Annotated in this window: 17 protein-coding genes and 2 tRNA genes; 2 read left to right on the top strand and 17 right to left on the bottom strand. The window is 67.2% G+C overall.

Going from position 1 to position 21640, the window contains the following annotated elements; all coding sequences use genetic code 11:
- Window positions 1-51: 51 nt before the first annotated feature.
- Complete coding sequence (locus QNM97_RS13270) at window positions 52-1026, top strand: Sir2 family NAD-dependent protein deacetylase (RefSeq protein ID WP_283818942.1); 975 nt, start codon at window positions 52-54, stop codon at window positions 1024-1026.
- Here QNM97_RS13270 and proB read toward each other — a convergent pair.
- From proB to QNM97_RS13355, 17 genes are all read right to left on the bottom strand, one after another.
- Complete coding sequence (gene proB, locus QNM97_RS13275) at window positions 970-2085, bottom strand: glutamate 5-kinase (protein ID WP_208790866.1); 1116 nt, start codon at window positions 2083-2085, stop codon at window positions 970-972. The two genes, QNM97_RS13270 and proB, sit on opposite strands and share 57 nt — an antisense overlap.
- Window positions 2085-3545, bottom strand: a complete 1461-nt coding sequence (gene obgE / locus QNM97_RS13280; protein WP_283818943.1) for a GTPase ObgE — start codon at window positions 3543-3545, stop codon at window positions 2085-2087. The genes proB and obgE overlap by 1 nt, the downstream gene beginning before the upstream one ends.
- Window positions 3546-3737: 192 nt before the next feature.
- Window positions 3738-4001, bottom strand: coding sequence for a 50S ribosomal protein L27 (gene rpmA / locus QNM97_RS13285; protein ID WP_208790864.1), 264 nt, complete (start codon window positions 3999-4001; stop codon window positions 3738-3740).
- Window positions 4002-4036: 35 nt separating this feature from the next.
- Window positions 4037-4348 (bottom strand): 50S ribosomal protein L21, encoded by a 312-nt coding sequence (rplU, locus tag QNM97_RS13290; protein WP_208790863.1) that lies wholly within the window; start codon window positions 4346-4348, stop codon window positions 4037-4039.
- 302 nt (window positions 4349-4650) lie between these two features.
- Entirely contained in the window at window positions 4651-8184 is a 3534-nt protein-coding gene (locus tag QNM97_RS13295) for a translation initiation factor IF-2 N-terminal domain-containing protein (protein ID WP_283818944.1), read from the bottom strand.
- A 420-nt stretch (window positions 8185-8604) separates the two neighbouring features.
- On the bottom strand, window positions 8605-9021 hold the full coding sequence (gene ndk / locus QNM97_RS13300) for a nucleoside-diphosphate kinase (RefSeq protein ID WP_208790861.1): 417 nt from the start codon (window positions 9019-9021) through the stop codon (window positions 8605-8607).
- A gap of 47 nt (window positions 9022-9068) precedes the next feature.
- Window positions 9069-9554, bottom strand: coding sequence for a hypothetical protein (locus QNM97_RS13305; RefSeq protein ID WP_208790860.1), 486 nt, complete (start codon window positions 9552-9554; stop codon window positions 9069-9071).
- Between the two features lie 276 nt (window positions 9555-9830).
- Window positions 9831-10718, bottom strand: coding sequence for an undecaprenyl-diphosphate phosphatase (locus tag QNM97_RS13310; RefSeq protein WP_208790859.1), 888 nt, complete (start codon window positions 10716-10718; stop codon window positions 9831-9833).
- A 123-nt stretch (window positions 10719-10841) separates the two neighbouring features.
- A complete protein-coding gene (locus tag QNM97_RS13315; RefSeq protein WP_208790858.1) occupies window positions 10842-11243 on the bottom strand; it encodes a DUF4233 domain-containing protein in 402 nt (133 codons plus the stop codon).
- Window positions 11240-12706 carry a bifunctional tetrahydrofolate synthase/dihydrofolate synthase gene (folC, locus tag QNM97_RS13320; protein WP_283823195.1) on the bottom strand — a complete coding sequence of 489 codons (1467 nt, stop codon included), beginning with the start codon at window positions 12704-12706 and terminating at the stop codon, window positions 11240-11242. Before folC ends, QNM97_RS13315 begins: the two co-directional genes overlap by 4 nt.
- A gap of 176 nt (window positions 12707-12882) precedes the next feature.
- Window positions 12883-15528, bottom strand: coding sequence for a valine--tRNA ligase (locus QNM97_RS13325; protein WP_283818945.1), 2646 nt, complete (start codon window positions 15526-15528; stop codon window positions 12883-12885).
- Window positions 15529-15618: 90 nt separating this feature from the next.
- Window positions 15619-16239, bottom strand: a complete 621-nt coding sequence (gene mobA / locus QNM97_RS13330) for a molybdenum cofactor guanylyltransferase (protein WP_283818946.1) — start codon at window positions 16237-16239, stop codon at window positions 15619-15621.
- Between the two features lie 198 nt (window positions 16240-16437).
- Window positions 16438-17718 carry an ATP-dependent Clp protease ATP-binding subunit ClpX gene (gene clpX / locus QNM97_RS13335; RefSeq protein WP_006371265.1) on the bottom strand — a complete coding sequence of 427 codons (1281 nt, stop codon included), beginning with the start codon at window positions 17716-17718 and terminating at the stop codon, window positions 16438-16440.
- 279 nt (window positions 17719-17997) lie between these two features.
- A complete protein-coding gene (locus tag QNM97_RS13340) occupies window positions 17998-18693 on the bottom strand; it encodes an ATP-dependent Clp protease proteolytic subunit (protein WP_006371264.1) in 696 nt (231 codons plus the stop codon).
- Window positions 18694-18746: 53 nt separating this feature from the next.
- Window positions 18747-19322 (bottom strand): ATP-dependent Clp protease proteolytic subunit, encoded by a 576-nt coding sequence (locus QNM97_RS13345; RefSeq protein WP_280118988.1) that lies wholly within the window; start codon window positions 19320-19322, stop codon window positions 18747-18749.
- 384 nt (window positions 19323-19706) lie between these two features.
- Entirely contained in the window at window positions 19707-21104 is a 1398-nt protein-coding gene (tig, locus tag QNM97_RS13350; RefSeq protein ID WP_283818947.1) for a trigger factor, read from the bottom strand.
- A gap of 96 nt (window positions 21105-21200) precedes the next feature.
- Window positions 21201-21274: transfer RNA gene (locus QNM97_RS13355), tRNA-Pro, on the bottom strand.
- A gap of 231 nt (window positions 21275-21505) precedes the next feature.
- Here QNM97_RS13355 and QNM97_RS13360 point away from each other — a divergent pair.
- Window positions 21506-21576 (top strand) — tRNA-Gly (locus QNM97_RS13360).
- Window positions 21577-21640: the final 64 nt, after the last annotated feature.

Below are 21640 nucleotides of genomic sequence, written 5' to 3' on the forward strand. Positions count from 1 at the left end.
GAGCATGCGGAGTGCGCGGGCAACTCGCGTGGTGGCCCTATCCTGGATGAGGTGCGTACCCGTCTGCAGATCGGCTGGACCCCCGCCGAACCGACCCCGCTCGAGGAGCGCCTCGACGTCGCCCTCGATCGACTCTCGGCACTGCTCGACGGGGCCCGGATCACCGCCCTGACCGGCGCGGGCATCTCCACCGACTCCGGTATCCCCGACTACCGCAGTCCCGGTGCGCCGGCCCGCACACCGATGACCGTGCAGATGTTCTTGTCCTCCGCGAAATTCCGCCGCCACTATTGGGCACGGAATCACCTCGGCTGGCGTCACATGGACGCCGCGACACCCAATGCCGGCCATCATGCACTCGCCGAGCTCGGACGCCAGGGACGCCTGACCGGTGTGATCACCCAGAACGTCGACATGCTGCACACCAAGGCGCGAACCCGACGGGTGATCGAGTTGCACGGCTGTTACGGGCGGGTGCGCTGCCTGGATTGCGCGGCGATCCTGTCGCGTCACCGGCTCGCGGAGATGCTCGAGGATCTCAATCCCGGCTTCGCGGCCCGGGTGTCCGGCCGTGGTGCGATCGAGGTGGCCCCCGACGCCGACGCCGCACTGGAGGACACCGCCGATTTCGTTGTCGCACCCTGCCCGCGATGCGGCGGCATCCTCAAACCCGACATCGTCTACTTCGGCGAGAACGCTTCCAAAGATCTTGTCGCACAATCGTTCGCGATGATCGACGAGAGCGATGCGCTACTCGTCGCCGGATCGTCGCTGACCGTGATGAGCGGACTCCGGTTCGCGCGGTACGCCCACCGCACCTCCAAGACGCTGGTGGTGGTCAATCGCGGTGCCACCCGCGCGGACGACCTCGCCGATCTGAAGATCGACCACCTCTGCGGTGTCGTCCTACCTGCCCTCGCACGGTGGGGACGAGCAGACCGGGGACGGGCAGAGCGGCTTACCGAGCCCTCAGACGGGGACGAGGTCGTCGGCGTGGATCACCGGGCGCTGCAACTGTTCCGGTAGTTCCGAGGTCGAGCGACCCACCATCCGGGCGACGTCGTCGGCCGCGTAGGACGAGACCCCCCGTGCGTGCACGGAACCTGCCGCATCGACCAGTTCGACGACATCGCCCTCGGAGAACCCGCCGCGCACCCCGATCACCCCGGCCGCCAGCAGTGAGCGCCTGCGCTGCACCACCGCGGCGACCGCGCCGTCGTCGATGGCGATCTGTCCGCGCGCATCGGCGGCGTGGCGCACCCAGAAACGCCGCGACGACAGCCGGTCGGGGCGTGCGGCGAAGACCGTGCCCACCGACGCCGACCCCAACGCCTGCGCGGCCTCGGCGGCGGCCGCAAGGAGCACCGGCACCCCGCCATCGGCGGCCAGACGAGCCGCGGCCAGCTTGGACGCCATCCCACCGGTACCCAGTGCCCCACCGGAACCGGCGATCACACCGTCGAGATCCTCGGGCCCGTTGACCTCTGAAAGAAATTGTGCGACACGGCCGTCCGGTCCCGGCTTGCGGGGATCCCCGTCGTACAGACCGTCCACATCCGAGAGCAGCACCAGCGCATCGGCACCGGCGAGGTGTGCCACCAGCGCCGCGAGCCGATCGTTGTCGCCGAACCGGATCTCGTTGGTGGCCACCGTGTCGTTCTCGTTGACGACACCGACCGCCCCCAGGGAGCGCAGCCGGTCCAGCGTGCGTTGCGCGTTGGCATGATGGGCACGGTTGGAGATGTCGTCGGCGGTCAGGAGCACCTGTCCGACGGTCCGCCCGTATCGGGCGAAACTCGTACCCCACGCATGTGCCAGCGCAAGCTGTCCGACACTTGCCGCAGCCTGTTTGGTCGCGAGGTCGGTGGGACGCTTCTTGAGTCCCAGCGGGGCGATGCCCGCACCGATCGCTCCCGACGACACCACGATCACGTCCGACCCGGCCCGCATACGTGCTTCGAGTGCGTCGGTGAGCCGGTCGAGCCGAGTCATGTCGAGACCGGTACCGAGGTCGGTCAGCGCCGACGACCCGATCTTGACGACGATGCTGCGCGCGTGGGCAATCCGTTCACGCACGTCGCTCATTACTCGTCGGCCTCCGTGTCGTCGACCAGACCGCGCCGCACCCGTCGTGCCTGCTTGCGTTCGGCCGCACCCATCCGGTCGGATCGATCAAGCCGAATGTCGGTGCCGCGCCCGGTGATCGGGACGTCATCGCCCATCGGGGTGGTCGGCTCCCAGTCGAAGGTCATGTCGCCGATGGTGACCGGCGCTCCGGGCCGCGCACCGAGACGCATCAGCTCGTCCTCGACGCCGAGGCGGTTGAGGCGATCGGCGAGATAGCCGACGGCCTCGTCGTTGTCGAACTGTGTCTGCGCGATCCAGCGTTCCGGACGAGCACCGGTGACGACGAATCCACCGTCGATCGCCGGGTCCGGCGTCACCGCGAACTGCGCCTCGTCGATCGCCTTGGGGCGGATGACCGTTCGGCGGGCGGCGGGCTTGGGATGGGCTTCGCGATAGTGCGCGACCATGCGCGCGAGCGCGTTGGTCAACTCACGAAGACCTTGGTGGGTGACGGCGGAGATGCGGTACACCGGCCAACCGCGCTGTGCCAGTTCGGGTTCCACGAGATCGGCGAGATCTGCGGCATCGGGGACGTCGATCTTGTTCAGGATGACCACCCGCGGGCGCTGGGCGAGGTCACCGAGCCCATGATCGGTGTCGAGGGCCGGCTGGTATGCGGCGAGTTCGGCTTCGAGGGCGTCGATGTCGGACACCGGGTCACGCCCGGGTTCGAGGGTGGCGCAGTCGACCACATGCGCGAGAACCGCACAGCGCTCGAGATGACGCAGGAAGTCCAGACCCAGACCGCGTCCGGTGGAGGCGCCGGGGATCAGACCGGGGACGTCGGCGATGGTGAACACGTCACCGGCCGCCTGCACCACACCCAGATTGGGCTGCAGCGTGGTGAACGGGTAATCGGCGATCTTCGGTTTGGCGGCCGAGAGTACCGACACCAGTGACGATTTGCCCGCGGACGGGAACCCGACCAGCCCGACGTCGGCGACCGACTTGAGCTCCAGCACCAGGTCTCGGTGTTGACCCTCCTCGCCGAGCAGCGCGAACCCGGGCGCCTTGCGCGCCCGGGAGGCCAGGGCGGCGTTGCCGAGTCCGCCACGACCGCCCTGCGCGGCGTCGAAGGTGGTGCCCGCCCCGACGAGGTCGGCGAGGATGGTGCCCGCCGCATCGAGGACGACGGTGCCGTCGGGAACGGCGAGCACGAGGTCCTCGCCGTTCGCACCGTCGCGGTTGTCCCCCATCCCCGGTTTCCCGTTGCCCGCCTTGGCATGCGGACGGAAATGGAAATCCAGCAGGGTGTGGACCTGGGGGTCGACGACCAGGCGCACCGAGCCGCCGTTTCCGCCGTCGCCACCGTCGGGGCCGCCGAGCGGCTTGAACTTCTCCCGGTGCACCGAGGAGCAGCCGTGGCCGCCGTTACCGGCGGCGACGTGGATGGTCACCCGGTCGACGAACCGCGACATGACGTTCCTTCCTTTTCGGGCGCGACGAGGGGTCGACACCCGGTGACAACAACAACCAAACGATTACGCAACAACCAACCGTGAGAGCCAGGTGGTGAGAACAACTGTGCCAAACAACAAGGGCGGGCCGGGTGCATGATGCCCCTGCCCGCCCTGTCGAAGAGCTCTGGTGGTTCTCGCGAACCGCTCGGGTCAGGCCTGAGCGGTCTCCGGAACGATGTTCACGGTCTTGCGGCCACGCTTGGTACCGAACTCGACCGCACCCGCCGCAAGCGCGAACAGGGTGTCGTCGCCGCCACGGCCGACGTTGACGCCGGGGTGGAACTTGGTGCCGCGCTGGCGGATCAGGATCTCGCCGGCGCTGACCTGCTGGCCGCCGAAGCGCTTGACGCCGAGCCGCTGGGCGTTCGAATCGCGACCGTTGCGCGAGCTGGACGCGCCCTTCTTGTGTGCCATGTGTCAGTCCTCCTGGGGTAGCGCTGAGTCGAGAATTACTTGATACCGGTGACCTTGAGGACCGTCAGCTTCTGACGGTGACCCTGGCGCTTGTGGTAGCCGGTCTTGTTCTTGAACTTGTGGATGCGGATCTTCGGGCCCTTGACGTGCTCGACGATCTCACCGGTGACCGAGATCTTCGCGAGCTTGTCGGCGTCGGTGGTGAGCTCGGAGCCGTCGACGACCAGCGCCACCGGCAGGTTCACGGTGGTGCCCGGCGCGCTGTCGATCTTCTCGACCTTCACAATGTCGCCCTGAGCGACCTTGTACTGCTTACCGCCGGTCTTGACGATCGCGTACGTTGCCATCGAAGCTGTCCTCTTGTTCATCATCTCGGGCCGTGTCACGCAGGTGCGTCCACGGGTGTGTGGGTGTGTACATCCGGTGTGGGCCGTGCGAAACCCAGCGGCTACACCGGGATTGCATCAGATCACTCCGAAGGGCCTGCCGTGGAGGGAGTTCCCGGCCGGTGTGACCCGCCGGGAACAGTGATCCCTTCGGGACTCGGCACAGCTCGAACCCTCCGCCAGAGGCGACCAATCAAGGTTACGGGAGCCGGTCCGGTCAGGTCAAACTCGCCTCACCGGGGTCCGCCATCCCGCTTCCCTGCCTACTCGTCGGCGGGCGGACCGGCCGGACGCCCGGCAGCCCGGCGCCGCGGCCGCTGCCGGACCGCGACAGCGGTCTCGGTCGTTTCGGTGGTCGGGCCGGACGTGGTCAGGGGCTTGGCAGGAGCGTCGGCGACGACCATCGCCGTCACCTCCGACGTCGTCGTCGGCGAAGCGGCGCGACGTGCGGCGCGTCGCCTGCCCCGACGGGCCGGCGCGGGTTGCGCCGCACTCTCGGGTCCGCTCGCCGAGGTGACCTCGCCATTGGACGACGCGTGTTCGGTGGCGTCGGTCGACGAGCCGGTCTCCGGCGTCTCGGTGTCGGTTGCGGTGGTGCCGGTTCCCTGCGGTTCCGCAGCGTCTGTGTTCTCCGGCGTGTTCTGCGGCGCCTGTCGAGCGCTCACCGCAGCCTCATGACCGTCGTGCTCATGCCCCCCGGCCTCATGACCGTCATGATCCGCATGGTCCACGTGACCGTCGTGATCCTCGTCGCCGTCGTGGGCGTGCGCCGCCATCGCCCGGAACATCGGGTGTTCGGCCGGATTGTGGGCGGGTTTCTGTTGCTCGGCGGGCTGCTCGGTCTTGCGCTTGCCGCGACGAGACTTCTTCGACCCGGCGTCGGCGCGGCCCGCGTCGTCGGTCCGGACCTCCACCGGCGCGGAGTGGACGATCACGCCACGGCCGCTGCACGTGGTGCACGTTGTTGAAAACGCTTCCAGCAGACCGGTTCCCAGCCGTTTACGGGTCATCTGCACCAGGCCGAGCGAGGTCACCTCGGAGACCTGATGGCGGGTGCGGTCACGGGCCAGCGCCTCGGTGAGTCGGCGCAGTACCAGATCTCGGTTGGATTCGAGGACCATGTCGATGAAGTCGACGATGATCATGCCGCCGATGTCGCGCAGCCGCATCTGCCGCACGATCTCCTCGGCGGCCTCGAGGTTGTTACGGGTTACCGTCTCCTCGAGGTTGCCGCCGGCACCGGTGAACTTGCCGGTGTTGACGTCGACGACCGTCATCGCCTCGGTGTGCTCGATGATCAGCGTGCCGCCCGAGGGCAGCCAGACCTTGCGGTCGAGCGCCTTGGCGAGTTGCTCGTCGATGCGGTGCACCACGAAGGAATCGGGTGCATCGGCGTGCGAACGCTCGAACTTCTCGACCCGCTCGAGCAGGTCGGGCGCCACCGAGCTGACGTAGCCCTCCACGAGGTTCCACGCCTTGTCACCCTCGATGACGAGCTTGCGGAAGTCCTCGTTGAACAGGTCACGGACGACCCGCACCAGCAGGTCGGGCTCCTCGTACAGGGCCCGCGGATTCTGCGAGCCGTTGCTTTTCTTGCCGTCGGACTTCGCGTCGGAGACCGCGGATTCGATCGCCTTCCACTTGGACTCGAGACGTTCGATGTCGGCGGCGAGATCGTCGGCGCTGACACCCTCCGATGCCGTGCGGATGATCACTCCCGCATCGTCGGGGACGAGTTTGGCGAGGATCTGCTTGAGGCGCTTGCGCTCGACGTCGGGCAGCTTGCGGCTGATGCCGGTCGACGAACCGCCCGGCACATACACCAGATAGCGTCCGGCCAGCGAGATCTGCGTCGTCAGACGCGCACCCTTGTGACCCACCGGGTCCTTGCTGACCTGCACGACCACGTTGTCGCCCGGCGACAACGCCTGCTCGATCTTGCGTGACCCGCCATCGAGGCCCGCAGCATCCCAGTTGACCTCACCGGCGTACAGGACACCGTTGCGACCACGTCCGATGTCGACGAATGCGGCCTCCATGCCGGGCAGCACGTTCTGCACGCGCCCGAGGTAAATGTTGCCGACCATCGACGACGACGTCTCGGTGGTGACGAAGTGTTCGACGAGCACGCCGTCCTCGAGCACCGCGACCTGCGTGTAGTCCTCGATGGCCGCGGGATCGGCGTAGTCGGTGGTGTGCAGTGAGCTGTTGGCGCTGCGCTCGCGCACGACCATGACCCGCTCGACGGCTTCGCGGCGCGCGAGGAACTCCGACTCGCTCAGGATCGGCGGCCGACGACGACCGGCGTCACGGCCGTCGCGGCGTCGCTGACGTTTGGCCTCGAGCCGGGTCGAGCCGGAGATGCCCTGCACCTCGTCGCGTACCCGCTTGCTGCGCGGTTCGCGCTCGTGCACCACGGTGTTCGGGGGGTCGTCGGCCGCCACATCCTCGGCCTCGCCGCCGCCCTTGCGCCGACGCCGACGCCGACGCCGCTTGGAGGTCGGTACCGAGGAGTCGTTGCCATCATCGGACTCGTCATCGGTATCGGCGTCCTCCGCGGACTCCGCCGTGTCGTCACCGGCGGCGGAGTCCTCACCCCTGCGCTTCTTGTCGGCTCCGGCCTTGTCGGGTCCTGCTCGGTCGGCTCCGGACCCGTCGCCATCGGACCCGTCGGCTTTCCCGTCGCCGTCCTTCTTGCCGGACTTCTTTCCGGATTTCTTGCCCGATCCCGATTGCTGCTTGTCGGTGGACGACTTGCCGTTCGATCCGGAGTCGTCCGACGACCCCGAGGAGTCCTCGTCGCGCGACGAGACATCGGTGGAATCGGAATCATCGTCGTGCGAGCCGGAGTCGTCCGACGAGTCCGCACGGTCGCCTTGATCGCCACGACCGCGACCACGACCACGCCGGCCACGCCGACGCCTGCGGTTGCGCCCGCCCTCACCCGACTGATCGTCCTCGGAACCGTCGTCGTCGGACTGATCGTCGATGTCCGTGGCGGTGTCGTCGCGGGTCGTCGATTCGGTCTTCGCCGACTCGGTCTTCGTCGATCCCGCCTTCGTCGATTCGGGGCTCGAGGTGCGCGCCGATCGGGACGGCGCGGGGGTCGATGTGTCCGGCTGCAGGAACAAGGGCCCCGCCGCGACCTCACCGGTCGCCTTGACGGGCGAATGACTGTCGACGTCGGCCGAGGAGAACAGCATCGGCACGTCCGACCGCGGCGGCGCCGGGGCGTCATCGGCCGATTCGGGCGCAGTGGTGAGCTTGGGCGCAGCAGTGTCGAGCGCAGCGGTGTCGGGCACTTCCGACGTCGCCGCGTTGTCTGCTGGTGTCTCTTCGGCGGGGGTGTCTGCGACAAGAGACTCGGGCACGGCGGTCTCTGGTACGGCGGTCTCGGGCGCCGCCACCTGCTCTGTCGGCTCCTCCGCCGCGGCGACAGTCGGCTCCACGTGGGAGGTCTCGACCGCTGGTGTCTCAACCGCTGGTGTCTCGACCGCTGGTGTCTCGACCTCGGCGGTGTCGGCCGTCGGCGTCTGTCCCTGCGGCGCGTCCGCGACCGCGTCGTCGGCGGGCGGCTCGCTCTCCCGCACACGCTGCGCAACCGCCTGTGCCATCTCCCGCTCGACGCTCGATTGCGGGCTACGGGTGTGCCAGCCCAACTCGGCGAGGTGCGCAAGCACCTGACGACTGGTCAGGCCGAGCACTCGGGCGAGTGCGTGCACACGAAGCTTGCTGGGAAATTCTTCCACCGGATCCGACGCAGCGTTCGCGTCAGCCGGTGACCCGTTGTCGGTCACTCGTGTCTCCTCGAACCCCCGGGCGCGTCCATCCGACGCGGCCACGCGAGGGCCTCTGCTGTGTGTCCCGGCCGTCGGCCGGTGTTGTGTGGTCTGCGCGCCCCCTCGGCTCGATCGGAGCTGCGGGGCGCTCTTGCTGGGTCGATGGGTTACGGCGATCCACCCTCCACGCCATCACGAAGGCTGTGGCCTGCCGGCGGATCGCCGTCGGCGACCCACCGCGATGGGGAGGGCGGGTGGGCGGGCACATGTCCCGGTCATCTCGACCGGGACTTTCGTGCTGGTCCGACCCGTTTCCGAACGTCATCGGCGTTGCCACGGACAAAGTGTGTCCGTGATAACCCCACAAGTATCCCACACCGCGGGGCGACGCCGGCACTCATGTGCGTGCACGCGCGTCGGCCCGGGAGGTTGCGAGGGTCAGGCGTCGAGGTCGGGGAACCAGATCGCGATCTCGCGCTCGGCCGAGTCGGGCGAATCCGAGCCGTGGACGAGATTGTTCTGGGTGCTCAGCGCGAAATCCCCGCGGATGGTCCCCGGTACCGCCTTTTCGACGGGGTCGGTGCCGCCGGCGATCTGCCGCCAGGCTGCGACCGCACGCGGCCCCTCGACGACCGCGGCGACGAGCGGCGCCGAGGTGATGAACTCCAGCAGCGCCGGGAAGAACGGCTTGCCCTCGTGTTCGGCGTAGTGCCGACGGGCGAGTTCGTCGTCGACCGTCTTGAGTTCGAGCGCCACGAGCGTCAGGCCCTTGCGTTCGATGCGGGCGAGGATGTCACCCACCAGGGCGCGGGCAACACCGTCGGGCTTGATCAGTACCAGTGTCCGTTCAGTCACGAGCACACCTTATCCGCGCGCGGGTCGCGTCCCTACGGGTAGTGCCTCTATGGGCAGTACTGACCCGACACGGCGTAGAAGCCGTAATCGAACAACCCACCCGAGGTCGATCGCGGATCCACGATCACCTGTACGCATCCCTTCGGGTCGACCAGCGCACCCTTGACGGCCAGATCGAGATTCCTGGCCAGCGCCATGTTCGCCGGACGGTACTGCTCCGGAACCGGAAGAGCCGCGACCGCCTCGGCGGTCTTCATCGACGCCATCCGCTTGGTGAGGTCGTGGGTGGCGATGTATCCGAAGGAGCCGGAGGGCACCGGCATCGGCGGACCGGCATCGGGAACGTCGACGAGGAGTACCTGCGAGTCGGGGGCGGGCTGCGCCGGTGCGGGCGCCGCCGAGGACGGAGCCACCGTGGCCATGACTGCGGTACCGGCGGCGGCCGCCGCCAGGAGTGCGAGGGCGCCTTGTCTCGCGACCGACCGTGCCCGGGTCTCGTTGGTGGTGCGGTGACAGGCGCGGTCGATGATCACGCGGCTCCTTCGGGGTTGTCTGCGGTGTGGCGGTTGCGTGGCGGTGGCGGCGAAAGGCGCGTCACCACCGTAGTCATGTCGGCCGGAGTGCGGGTCGGATGACCACTGCAGGGTCGCAGCCCGATACGGGTCTCGAAGATACTCCGAGAGAAATCGCGGGCCCCGGCGCGACTTCGCGTAATTCTGCAAGAGGAGTGAGTGCGAGAACATCCCATCGAGGTCACGATTGGGCACCGATCGTCGGCCGAACGGACGACACGCCGCCCGAGCGCGCGGTCAGGCGAAGTGAACGATGCTGATCGCCCCGGCCAGCACGCAGTAGACCACGAACGGGTACAGCGTGCGGGTGTGGAACCAGCGGGCGAGAAAGGCCACGGCCGCGAGCGCCGCGACGAACGCGCAGAGCGAACCAACGAGGACCTGCCCACCGATGCCGTGTCCCTCGGGCCCGAACAGCTCAGGGATCTTCAGTAGCCCGGCGGCCAAGATGACGGGGGTGGCCAGCAGGAACGCGAATTTCGCCGCGTCCTCGTGCACCAGGCGACGCAGGAGACCACCGGAGATCGTCACCCCGGATCGCGAGATACCCGGGAGCAGCGCCAGGATCTGGCATGCGCCGATACCGACGGCCTCCCACATTGTCAGCGACGACATCGCCCGATCATTGCCCGAGGGTTGCGCGGCGTGCCGGCCCGCGGCCGTGCGTCGCCGCAGCAGTTCGGCCGTCAGCAGCACGAGACCGTTGAGGAACAAGAAGATCGACGCGGCAAGCGGGGTGGCGAACACTACCCGCAGCGGCTTCTCGGCAACCAGGCCGACGATCCCCACCGGGATCGTGCCGACGATGATCAGCCACGCCAGGCGCGCGTCGTCGCCCTCGATGGAACGGTGCCGCAGCGACGAGATGAACCCACCCACGATTCGAACCCAGTCGCGCCAATAGAACAGAACGAGCGCCACGGCTGTCGCGACGTGCAGTGCCACGACGAACGCCAGGAACGGGGTGTGCCCGGCACTGTCGGATTCGGTGACCAGCTTCTCCCAGTCTCCCCCCAGCCAGGCGGGCACCAGGATCGAATGTCCCAGGCTCGACACCGGGAACAACTCGGTCACACCTTGCAACAGACCCATCACAACGGCCTGGGGATAGGTCAGATCGCTCACCGTCGGCTCATCCTCTCGTCACCTCGACGCGCCAACAGTACCCAACGGCGGCCCACAGAACATGTTGCGCCACAGGCAATTACGGACATACCTCGCAGAACGGCCGACGCGGCGCGACGACCGTCACGAGTCGATCGGCTCCTGACCGGCCAACCGCCCCTCACGCATACGTCGGGCGACATCGGCGCGGACATAGCGGATGTAGAGCCACACGAACAGGAACAGTAGCCCGACGATGGCGATCGACCAGTGGAATACCCCACCGATGATCACCAGGATCTGCAGGCCGATGTCGATCTCGAGAGCCCGCCGCCGACCCTGCATCCCGCAGGCGAGGATCATCAGCAGCGTGACCACGCCGAGATAGATTCCCGAGATCCAGGTCAGCCCCGGTCCGATCTTCGCGACGATCGGGAAGGTGAGGACCATGACGATGACCTCGAGGACCAGCGTGCCGGCCATGACGCCGCGCAGGCCGCGCCACGGGTCGGTGGCCGGCGCGGTGAAGCCGGGATGGTCGCTCATGCGGGCTCCTTGCCGAAGAGGGTTCGCCCGGCGCCTGCGGTGACCACCGAACCGGTGATGATCACACCCGCCCCGGACACCGGCTCCCCGTCGGACTCCTCGGCCAGCGCGATGGCCGCGGCCACCGCGTCGGGCAGGAAGGGTTCGACGGTGACACGGTCCTCGCCGAAGACCTCCCGGGCGATCTCGGCCAGGTCCTCGGCATCGAGCGCACGCGGTGATCCGTTGTTGGTGACGACGACGTGATCGAGGACGGGTTCGAGTGCGGCGAGCACACCTTCGGCGTCCTTGTCCCCGAGCACGCCGATGACGCCGACGAGCCGCCGGAAATCGAATTCGTCGGTCAACGCGTGCGCGAGTGCCTCGGCGCCGTGCGGATTGTGCGCGGCGTCGACGAACACACTCGGCGCGCTGCGCACCCGCTCGAGCCGTCCCGGGCTGCTGACGGAGGCGAAACCCGCACGGACGGCGTCGATGTCGAGCTGGCGGTCGGGCCCGGCACCGAAGAACGCCTCGACCGCGGCGAGTGCGAGCGCGGCGTTGGCGGCCTGATGCTCGCCGTGCAGCGGCAGGAAAAGTTCCTCGTAGACACCACCGAGCCCCTGGATCCGCAACATCTGCCCGCCAACGGCGGTAACCGCGTCGAGGACCGCGAATTCGGAATTCTGCCGGGCCACGATCGTGCCCTTGTCCACACTCTCGCGCAGCAGCACCTCCATCACCTCCGGCTGCTGGGGGGCGATGACGGTCACCGGATCGGTCACGACGAGATCGTCCTTGGCGCGCTTGATGATCCCGGCCTTCTCCCCCGCGATCGCCGCGAGCGAGTCGCCGAGGTAGTCGGCGTGATCCATCGCGATCGGCGTGATCACGGCGACGGCACCGTCGACGACGTTGGTCGCATCCCAGCGGCCGCCCATGCCGGTCTCGACGACGGCCACGTCGATGGGTGCCTCGGCGAAGTAGGCGTAGGCGATCGCGGTGAGCACCTCGAACTTGCTCATCCGCGGGCCCTCTGCGGCTGTCGACGAGTCGTCGACCATGGTGATGTACGGCTCGAGATCGCGGTAGGTGTCGATGTAGGCGCGCGCCGAGATGGGTTGTCCGTCAACGGCTATCCGCTCGGTCACCCGTTGCAGGTGCGGGCTGGTGATGCGTCCGGTGCGCCGGTGCAACGCGACGAGCAGCGCGTCGATCATCCGGGTCACCGAGGTCTTGCCGTTGGTGCCGGCGACGTGGATCGCCGGGTAGGCATGCTGTGGCGAACCGAGCAGATCCATCAACGCCGCGATACGCGTCAGCGACGGCTCGATCTTCGTCTCCGGCCAGCGGGTGTCGAGGTCGGCCTCCACCTCGGCGAGTTCGGCGAGATCGGCCGCACTGTCGCCCGCGGTCAGCGGCGCACGATCGCGGGCGTCGACGGCGGTTTCCTCGTCGTCGGTCAGCAGGGAGGCGAGATCCATCCGGTCGGGAGCGACGTCCTCGGGCCCGAAGTCGTCGAGTCCGGGGTCGTCGGGCTCGATGTCACCCGCGTCCTCCCACCCCGCGAAATCGGCGGCGGTGAAAATCGGTTCGTCGTCGGAGCCGTCCACTGCATCATCGTGGTGTGAATCGTCGGGATCGGACCCGCGGTCGCGAGTCACGATCCGCCCAGCGATGCCAGCTTGGCGGTGAGCCGTTGCACCTCTTCACCGGCGATCTGTTGGCGCGCGCGGATCTTCTCCACGACGGCCTCCGGCGCCTTGGCAAGGAACTGCTCATTGCCCAGTTTCTCGGTGGTCTGGGCCAATTCCTTCTCGGCGGCGGCGAGATCCTTCGTGGCCCGCTTGCGCTCGGCCTCCACGTCGACAGTCCCGGACGTGTCGATCTCGACCCCGACCGTCGCCGCACTCAGTCGCACCTCGAGGTCGGCGGTCGCGGTGAACTCGGTTCCCGGCTCCTCCAGCCGGGCCAGCGCGGCCATGTACCCGGTGAGTCCGGCCAGTCCGGCGTCATCGAGGTGGGTGAACCGCACCGGAACCTTCTGTCCCGGTTTGAGCCCCTGATCGCTGCGGAAGCGTCGAACCTCGGTGACCAGCTTCTGCAGGTCCTCCACGGCGGTCGCCGCCTCGGTATCGGTCGCTCGCTCCGAGACCGTCGGCCACGACGAGATCACCAGCGACTCACCACCGGTCAGCGACGTCCACAACACCTCGGTAACGAAGGGCATCACCGGCGACAGGGCCCGCAACAACGGGTCGAGCACCGCGCCGAGGACCAGACGCGTTGTCTGCGAACGCTTCTCGTCGTTCTCGGCGAACTGCACCTTGGCCAGTTCCAGATACCAGTCGCAGAACTCGTCCCAGGCGAAGTGATAGAGAGCCTCACAGGCCTTGGAGAATTCGTACGACTCGAAGCCTGCGTCGACCGTGGCGAGCACCTCGTCGAGTCGCGACAGAATCCACCGGTCGGCGATCGTCAGATCCGCCGGAGCCGGCAGTTCGCCGACCTCGGCCCCGTTCATCAGCGCGAACTTGGTGGCGTTGAACAGCTTGGTCGCGAAGTTGCGCGAGGACTGGGCGTGGTCCTCACCGACGGAGATGTCACTGCCCGGATTCGCCCCACGCGCCAGCGTGAAACGCAGGGCGTCGGCGCCGAACCGCTCGACCCAGTCCAGCGGATCGATGCCGTTGCCCTTGGACTTGCTCATCTTACGGCCGTGCTCGTCGCGCACGAGTCCGTGCAGGAACAGATTGTGGAACGGCACCCGGCGCTCCGGTCCCAGGTCGGCGCCCACATAGGTGCCGAACATCATCATCCGCGCCACCCAGAAGAACAGGATGTCGTAACCGGTCACGAGAACCGAAGTGGGATAGAACTTCTCGAGGTCGGCGGTCTGCTCGGGCCAGCCCAGGGTCGAGAACGGCCACAGACCCGAGGAGAACCAGGTGTCGAGGACGTCGGTCTCCTGAGTGTACCCGGCGGGCGGCGCGTCGTCGGGTCCGACGCACACCACCTCGCCATCGGGGCCATACCAGATCGGGATGCGGTGACCCCACCACAGCTGACGCGAGATGCACCAGTCGTGCATGTTGTCGACCCAGCCGAACCAGCGCTGCTCCATCGAGGCCGGATGGATCACCGTCGACCCGTCGCGGACGGCGTCACCGGCGGCCTTGGCCAGTGGGTCGACCTTGACCCACCACTGCATCGACAGCCGCGGCTCGATCGGTTCACCGGTCCGCTCGGAATGTCCGACGCTGTGCAGGTAGGGCCGGATCTCCTTGACGATGCGTCCCTGCTCGGCAAGGGCCTCACGCACCTTGACCCGTGCCTCGAAGCGGTCCATGCCGTCGAATTGCGTTCCGGTGCCGAAGATCCGGGCTTCCTCATCGAGGATGGTCGGCATCGGGAGATCGTGGCGCTGGCCGATCGCGAAGTCGTTGGGGTCGTGGGCGGGGGTGATCTTGACCGCGCCACTGCCGAACTCCGGGTCCACGTAGTCGTCGGCGATGACCGGGATGGTGCGCTCGACGAACGGGTGGGCCAGTTCAGTCCCGATCAGGTGTGCATAGCGTTCGTCGTCGGGGTGCACCGCGATCGCGGTGTCACCGAGCATCGTTTCCAGGCGCGTCGTGGCCACCACGATGTGGGGCTCGGCGTCGTCGAGCGAGCCGTAGCGGAAGCTCACCAGTTCACCCTCGACGTCGGCGTAGCTGACCTCGATGTCGCTGACCGCGGTCTTGAGGACCGGCGACCAGTTCACCAGGCGTTCGGCCTGGTAGATGAGCCCGTCGTCGTACATCTTCTTGAACATCGTCTGCACCGCGCGGGACAGGCCGTCGTCCATGGTGAACCGTTCCCGGCTCCAGTCGACGCTGTCGCCGAGGCGGCGCATCTGCTCGCCGATGTTGCCGCCGATCGCGGCCTTCTCGGCCCACACGCGTTCGATGAACGCCCCACGTCCGAGGTCGTCGCGGGTCAGCCCCTCACCGGCGAGTTTGCGCTCGACCATGGTCTGCATGGCGATCGCCGCATGGTCCATTCCGGGCAGCCAGAGCACCTCGTAGCCCTGCATCCGACGGCGCCGCGAGAGCGCATCCATCAGGACGTGCTCGTAGGCGTGCCCCATGTGCAGGGAGCCGTTGACGTTGGGCGGCGGGATGACGATCGAGAACGGCGGCTTCTCACCGGCCGCGTCCGCGGTGAAATAGCCTGCGTCCACCCATCGCCGGTACAGCGCTGCCTCGTGTTCGGCGGGGTCCCAGGACTTCGGCAGCTCGCGGGAGGTATCGGGTGTGGTCACCCCCCAATCTTAGGGAACGCCGCAGACGCCCCTGCGCCCCCTGCCCCGCCGTGCTGGGTGCTCGCCGTTGCGGGTCGAGCTCACCCGTCGCTACGGCGCGAGTGCGCGCAGGCGGTGCAGGTCCTCGGGTGCGTTGACGTTGATCAGCCATGACGGGTCACTCACCGTGATCCGGCGGGTCACCAGCGCATCGAGCGCTGCGGTCATCCGTCGCTCACCGGACTCGACCAGCGCGGCCACGGTGTCCGCGGCACCGACGCGGTAGATGGCCGCCATGGGGTGGTCGCGGTCGGCATCGTGGGCAACGACGGCCTCGGTCGATTCGGTCATGGCCGCCGACAATTCGGCGACCAGTCCCGGTGCGATCATCGGCATGTCGGTGGCGCACACGAACGCCATCTCGGCGCCGTGCTCACCCGCGGTCGCCAACCCGGCGGCGAGGCCGCCGAGCGGGCCTGCCCCCTCCTGCTCGCCGGTGACCCACTGGGCCGGCGGACCACCGGTGCCATGCAATTCCTGATACGCCGGGGAGCCCGTCGGTGCGGCGACGAACACCCCACGGTCGCAGCAGCCGTTGAGGACCTCGACGATGCTTGCCAGCATCGGCTGTCCCTCCCAATCCATCGCCGCCTTGTTGTGGCCCATTCGCCGGGAGCGTCCGCCGGCCAGGACCAGTCCGGCCAGATGTCGATCGTTCGTCTGCGCTGTCATGGGTCCAGTCTGGGCGATGACCACCTCGCCTGGTGTCGAGATCGCGATACCGGTGTCGCCCAAAGGGAATTGAGCCCAACGGAATTGAACCCAGTGGAATCTGGCCCAGTGGGATCTAGCCACATACCCCGCACGCCAACGCTCCCGCCCGGGACATCCCGGACGGGAGCGTTGGTGTGAGAGGGATCGGTGTGCGTGTCAGGCGCTCTTGTCGCGCCGTTCGTCGTCGCTCTCGGCGCGCGGAACGATCGTCGGGAGCACGTTGTCGTTCACCGTCTCGGCGGTGACGACGACCTTCTCGACGTCGGTACGGCTCGGGATGTCGTACATCACCGGGAGCAGCACTTCTTCCATGATGGCGCGAAGACCACGCGCGCCGGTACCACGATGGATGGCCTGATCGGCGATCGCCTCGAGCGCGTCGGCGCTGAACTCGAGTTCGACGTTGTCCATCTCGAAGAGCTTCGTGTACTGCTTGACCAGCGCGTTCTTCGGCTCGGACAGGATCGACACGAGCGATTCCTTGTCCAGATTGGTCACCGACGCGATGATCGGCAGACGACCGATGAACTCCGGGATCAGCCCGAACTTGATGAGATCCTCGGGCATCACCTCGGCGAAGTGATCGGTGACGTCCACGTCGTTCTTGGAGGCCACCTCATTGCCGAACCCGATGCCGCGCTTGCCGATTCGCTCGGAGATCACTTTCTCCAGGCCGGCGAAGGCGCCCGCCACGATGAACAGCACGTTGGTGGTGTCGATCTGGATGAACTCCTGATGCGGATGCTTGCGACCGCCTTGCGGCGGCACCGACGCCTGCGTCCCCTCGAGGATCTTCAGCAGCGCCTGCTGCACGCCCTCACCGGACACATCGCGCGTGATCGACGGATTCTCGCTCTTGCGGGCGATCTTGTCGACCTCGTCGATGTAGATGATGCCGGTCTCGGCGCGCTTGACGTCGTAGTCGGCGGCCTGGATGAGCTTGAGGAGGATGTTCTCGACGTCTTCGCCGACGTAACCGGCTTCGGTGAGCGCCGTGGCATCGGCGATCGCGAACGGGACGTTGAGCATCTTGGCGAGCGTCTGCGCGAGGTAGGTCTTGCCGCAACCGGTCGGGCCGAGCATGAGGATGTTGGACTTCATCAGCTCGACGGTCTCACCGCCACGAGCCTCTTTTTTCTCCCCGGCCTGGATGCGCTTGTAATGGTTGTAGACGGCCACCGCGAGCGTGCGCTTGGCCGTGTCCTGACCGATCACATAGTTCTCGAGGAATTCCTTGATCTCGGCGGGCTTGGGCAGCTCGTCGAGCTTCACATCACCGTTCTCGGCGAGTTCTTCCTCGATGATCTCGTTGCACAGGTCGATGCACTCGTCGCAGATGTACACGCCGGGACCGGCGATGAGCTTTTTGACCTGCTTCTGACTCTTTCCGCAGAAGGAGCACTTCAGCAGATCGCCACCGTCTCCGATTCGTGCCATCGTGTGCTGTACCTACTTCCTCGATGTTGCCTGGCTGCCGGGGGTCGTCGCCGCCACCGGATCGGCGACGATGGGGCAGGCGCTGGCGCGGACGGTCATGACGTGCGACGAGTACCTTGCTCGAACGGGCTCGCCACGAGTGTTCGCCCTCCCGACGGTACCCGCGCACGCCCGTTACTTCGACCGCTTGGGCCAAATGTCGCGAGAATGTCGTCCGGTCGGCCGCCGGGAACCCCGACGGCTCGGCCGCACCACATCCGTGCCGGTGATGAGCTGCGGCTACTTCTTCATTGACTTCTTGCGATACTCGAACACCTCGTCCACGATCCCGTACTCCTTCGCGGCGTCGGCGGTGAGGATGTTGTCGCGATCGGTGTCCTTGCGGATCTTCTCGGCCGGCTGCCCGGTGTGCGAGGCCAGGATCTCGTCGAGACGGTTGCGGATGCGCTCGATCTCGGCGGCCTGGATCTCGAGGTCGGAGACCTGCCCCTGATAGGCGCCACCGGTACGCGGCTGGTGGATCAGGATCGTCGCGTTCGGCAGCGCCGCGCGCTTACCGGGGGTGCCGCCGGCGAGCAGGATCGCCGCCGCCGATGCCGCCTCACCGAGGCACACCGTCACGATGTCGCAGTGCACGTACTGCATCGTGTCGTAGATGGCCAGCATGTCGGGCACACTGCCACCGGGTGAGTTGATGTACATCGTGATGTCGCGGTCGGGATCCTGCGACTCGAGCACCAGCAGCTGAGCCATCACGTCATTGGCAACGGTCTGGTCGATCGGGGTACCGACGAAGACGATCCGCTCCTCGAAGAGCTTGGCGTACGGGTCGTACTGGCGCTGGCCGTTGGGCGTGTGCTCAATGAACTGCGGAAGGATGTAGCGCGCCTCGATCGCCTTCAGCGCCAGCGCCGAAGCCGGGATTCCGGCCGCCACGTCGGCGGGCAGGGCGTCGGTGGTCAGATTATGGGTCATTTCTGCTCCGTGAGGTTGGGATGCGACGAATGGTCTGTGGAGGGTCCGGCGCGTCAGTTCACCGGCACCGCACGCGTGATCACATGGTCAACCAGTCCGTATTCCTTGGCCTGCTCGGCGGTGAACCACTTGTCGCGGTCGGCGTCGGCCTCGATCTTCTCCAGCGGCTGACCACTGAACTCGGCGTTGAGCCGGTTCATCTCCTTCTTCGTCGCCGCGAACTGCTCGGCCTGGATGGCGATGTCGGCCGCGGTACCACCGATACCCGCCGACGGCTGGTGCATCATGATCCGCGAGTGCGGGAGCGCATGGCGCTTGCCCGGGGCACCCGCGGCCAGCAGGAACTGGCCCATCGACGCAGCCATCCCCATCGCATAGGTGGCCACATCGCACTCGGCGAGCTGCATGGTGTCGAAGATCGCCATGCCTGCGGTCACCGACCCACCGGGTGAATTGATGTAGAGGTGGATGTCCTTGGTCGGGTCCTCGGCGGCGAGCAGCAGGATCTGCGCGCACAGCCGGTTGGCGATGTCGTCGTCGACCTGTGTACCGAGGAAGATGATGCGCTCGCGCAGCAGTCGCTCGAACACCGAATCGGTGAGATTGAGCCCGGCGACTCCCGAGCTCATCGAAGGAGTGCGGCTCATCGAAGGGATGTCATCAGTCGGCTTGCTCACGATTCCTACCTTTACCTGTCGGTGTGGTGCCGGGTCGGGGGCAACCCGCCCGGCGTCGTGCGGGTCTGCTCGACCCGCACGCCTTGAGTTGATGCTCGTTACTTGCTTCTCGTTGTCCGGTGCCGTCTGTCACGTCGGCGGCTTCTCCGGCCTGTCCCGGAATCTGTCGGCCCCGGTGGTCGTTCCGGCGTTGTCACCGACACTAACCAATGCATCGCGTCCGGCACTCCCGGCGACGCCGTACTTCGCTCACAGCAGAACACGGCCCACGCCGGCGTGTCAGACGCGAACAGCCGGAGTCCATCGCTGGAATCCGGCTGTTCGTGATGAAGAAACTCAGGTGTCGGCGTCCTTGGCGCCCTCGACGTCATCCGCGGAGGCCGCATCGTCGGCTGCGGTTGCATCGTCGGCCTCGTCCTCACCGTAGAACTCGGCGAGGTCGATCGCGTTGCCATCGGAGTCGGTGACGCTGAACTTCCGGATAACGTCACCGAGCGCCTTGTTGCGGCGCACGTCGGCGTAGACGGCACCGAGCTGGTTGGCCTGCGTCAGTTGCTGGATGAAGTCCTGCGGCGCGATCCCGTAGCGCTGTGCGGAGAACAGGATCTGCTGGGTCAGCTCATCCTGACCGACAACGGTCTCGAGCTGATCGGCGATCGCGTCGAGCAGCAGCTCGGTGCGCACCGACTTCTCCGCGCTCTCGCGGGCCTCGGCCTCGAAGGCCTCGCGGGTGGTGCCCTGCGCCTCGAGCAGCTGGGCGAACACCGCCTCGTCGTGACCGATGCTGTGCAGTACCTGCTCGAGCTGCGCCTCGACCTGCGATTCGACGACCTTCTCCGGCAGCGGGACGTCGACCTTGGCGAGGAGTTCCTCGACCACGGCGTCGCGGATCTGGTTGGCCTGCTCGAGCTTCTTGGACTGATCGACACGCTCGGCGAGCGAGGTCCGCAGTTCGTCCACGGTGTCGAACTCGCTGGCCATCTGCGCGAACTCGTCGTCGAGCTCGGGCAGCTCACGCTCCTTGACGGAGTTGACCGTGACCGTCACCTGCGCCTCTTCCCCGGCATGGTCGCCGGCGACGAGCTTGGTGGTGAAGACCTTCGACTCGCCGGCCTTGAGTCCGACGAGGGCTTCGTCGAGTCCGTCGACGAGGTCACCGGAACCGACCTCGTGCGAGAGGCCTTCGGTGGAGGCTTCCTCGACGGCCTCGCCGTCGACACTGGCCGCCAGGTCGATGGACACCATGTCGCCATCCTGGGCGGCGCGGTCGACGCCGGCAAGGGTGCCGAAGCGGCTCCGCAGTTGCTCGATCTGCTCGTCGACGGCGTTCTCGTCGTCGACGACGGCGGGCACCTCGACCGAGAGGGTCGAGAAGTCCGGGAGCTCGAGCTCGGGACGCACGTCGACCTCGGCCGAGAAGGTGATCGTCTCGCCGTACTTGAGTTCCTCGAGATCGATCTCGGGCTGGCCGATCGCCTTGGTGTCGGTCTCGGCGACCGCCTGGCTGTACTTGCCCGGCAGCGCATCGTTGACGACCTGCGCGAGGATCGAGTCGCGTCCGACGCGGGCCTCGATCAGCTTGGCGGGCGCCTTGCCCGGACGGAATCCGGGGATACGGATCTGCTGGGCCAGGGACCGGAACGCCCGATCGAAATCGCCCGAGAGCTCCTCGAACGGTACTTCCACGTTGAGCTTCACCCGGGTGGGGCTCAGCTGCTCGACGGTGCTCTTCACGCTTCGAATGCTCCTATTTCTTGCGTTGCGGACGTCATGTGCGTCGTGGCCCGTCCTGACGGGCCAGGCCGTTGCTGTCGTTCGGTCGGTACAGAGTCGGGATGACAGGATTTGAACCTGCGACCCTCCGCTCCCAAAGCGGATGCGCTACCAAGCTGCGCCACATCCCGGCGCCCGCATCGCGGCAACGCCACCGGGGTGGGGATGCGCGGACAGGACCGACAGACGATCTTACGGGTCGCCCACCGCGAGACGAAACCCGGCCACCCGGATCGCCCTGCGCAGGATCTCCCGGATTCGCCGCACAGGGCCGATTTCGGTTCGGGCACACCGAACAGGTACAGTCTCATGCGCACCACAGCGGGTTCCGGCAACACCGGCGACCAACGCTGACGGGGCACGCGGGTGTAGCTCAATGGTAGAGCCCTAGTCTTCCAAACTAGCTACGCGGGTTCGATTCCCGTCACCCGCTCGCATCGACGAGAGCCCGGCACGAGGCATGTGCCGGGCTCTCCGCGTCTCGTGACCCACCCGGT

The organism is Gordonia sp. L191 (assembly GCF_030077625.1).
GTDB classification, from domain to species: domain Bacteria; phylum Actinomycetota; class Actinomycetes; order Mycobacteriales; family Mycobacteriaceae; genus Gordonia; species Gordonia polyisoprenivorans_A.

Coding starts and splice junctions, on each gene's coding strand:
- proB (WP_208790866.1), bottom strand. CDS start 2,085: ATGAGCGACGTGCGTGAACGGATTGCCCACGCGCGCAGCATCGTCGTC.
- obgE (WP_283818943.1), bottom strand. CDS start 3,545: ATGTCGCGGTTCGTCGACCGGGTGACCATCCACGTCGCCGCCGGTAAC.
- rpmA (WP_208790864.1), bottom strand. CDS start 4,001: ATGGCACACAAGAAGGGCGCGTCCAGCTCGCGCAACGGTCGCGATTCG.
- rplU (WP_208790863.1), bottom strand. CDS start 4,348: ATGGCAACGTACGCGATCGTCAAGACCGGCGGTAAGCAGTACAAGGTC.
- QNM97_RS13315 (WP_208790858.1), bottom strand. CDS start 11,243: ATGAGCGACCATCCCGGCTTCACCGCGCCGGCCACCGACCCGTGGCGC.
- folC (WP_283823195.1), bottom strand. CDS start 12,706: ATGGATCTCGCCTCCCTGCTGACCGACGACGAGGAAACCGCCGTCGAC.
- mobA (WP_283818946.1), bottom strand. CDS start 16,239: ATGACAGCGCAGACGAACGATCGACATCTGGCCGGACTGGTCCTGGCC.
- clpX (WP_006371265.1), bottom strand. CDS start 17,718: ATGGCACGAATCGGAGACGGTGGCGATCTGCTGAAGTGCTCCTTCTGC.
- QNM97_RS13340 (WP_006371264.1), bottom strand. CDS start 18,693: ATGACCCATAATCTGACCACCGACGCCCTGCCCGCCGACGTGGCGGCC.
- QNM97_RS13345 (WP_280118988.1), bottom strand. CDS start 19,322: ATGAGCTCGGGAGTCGCCGGGCTCAATCTCACCGATTCGGTGTTCGAG.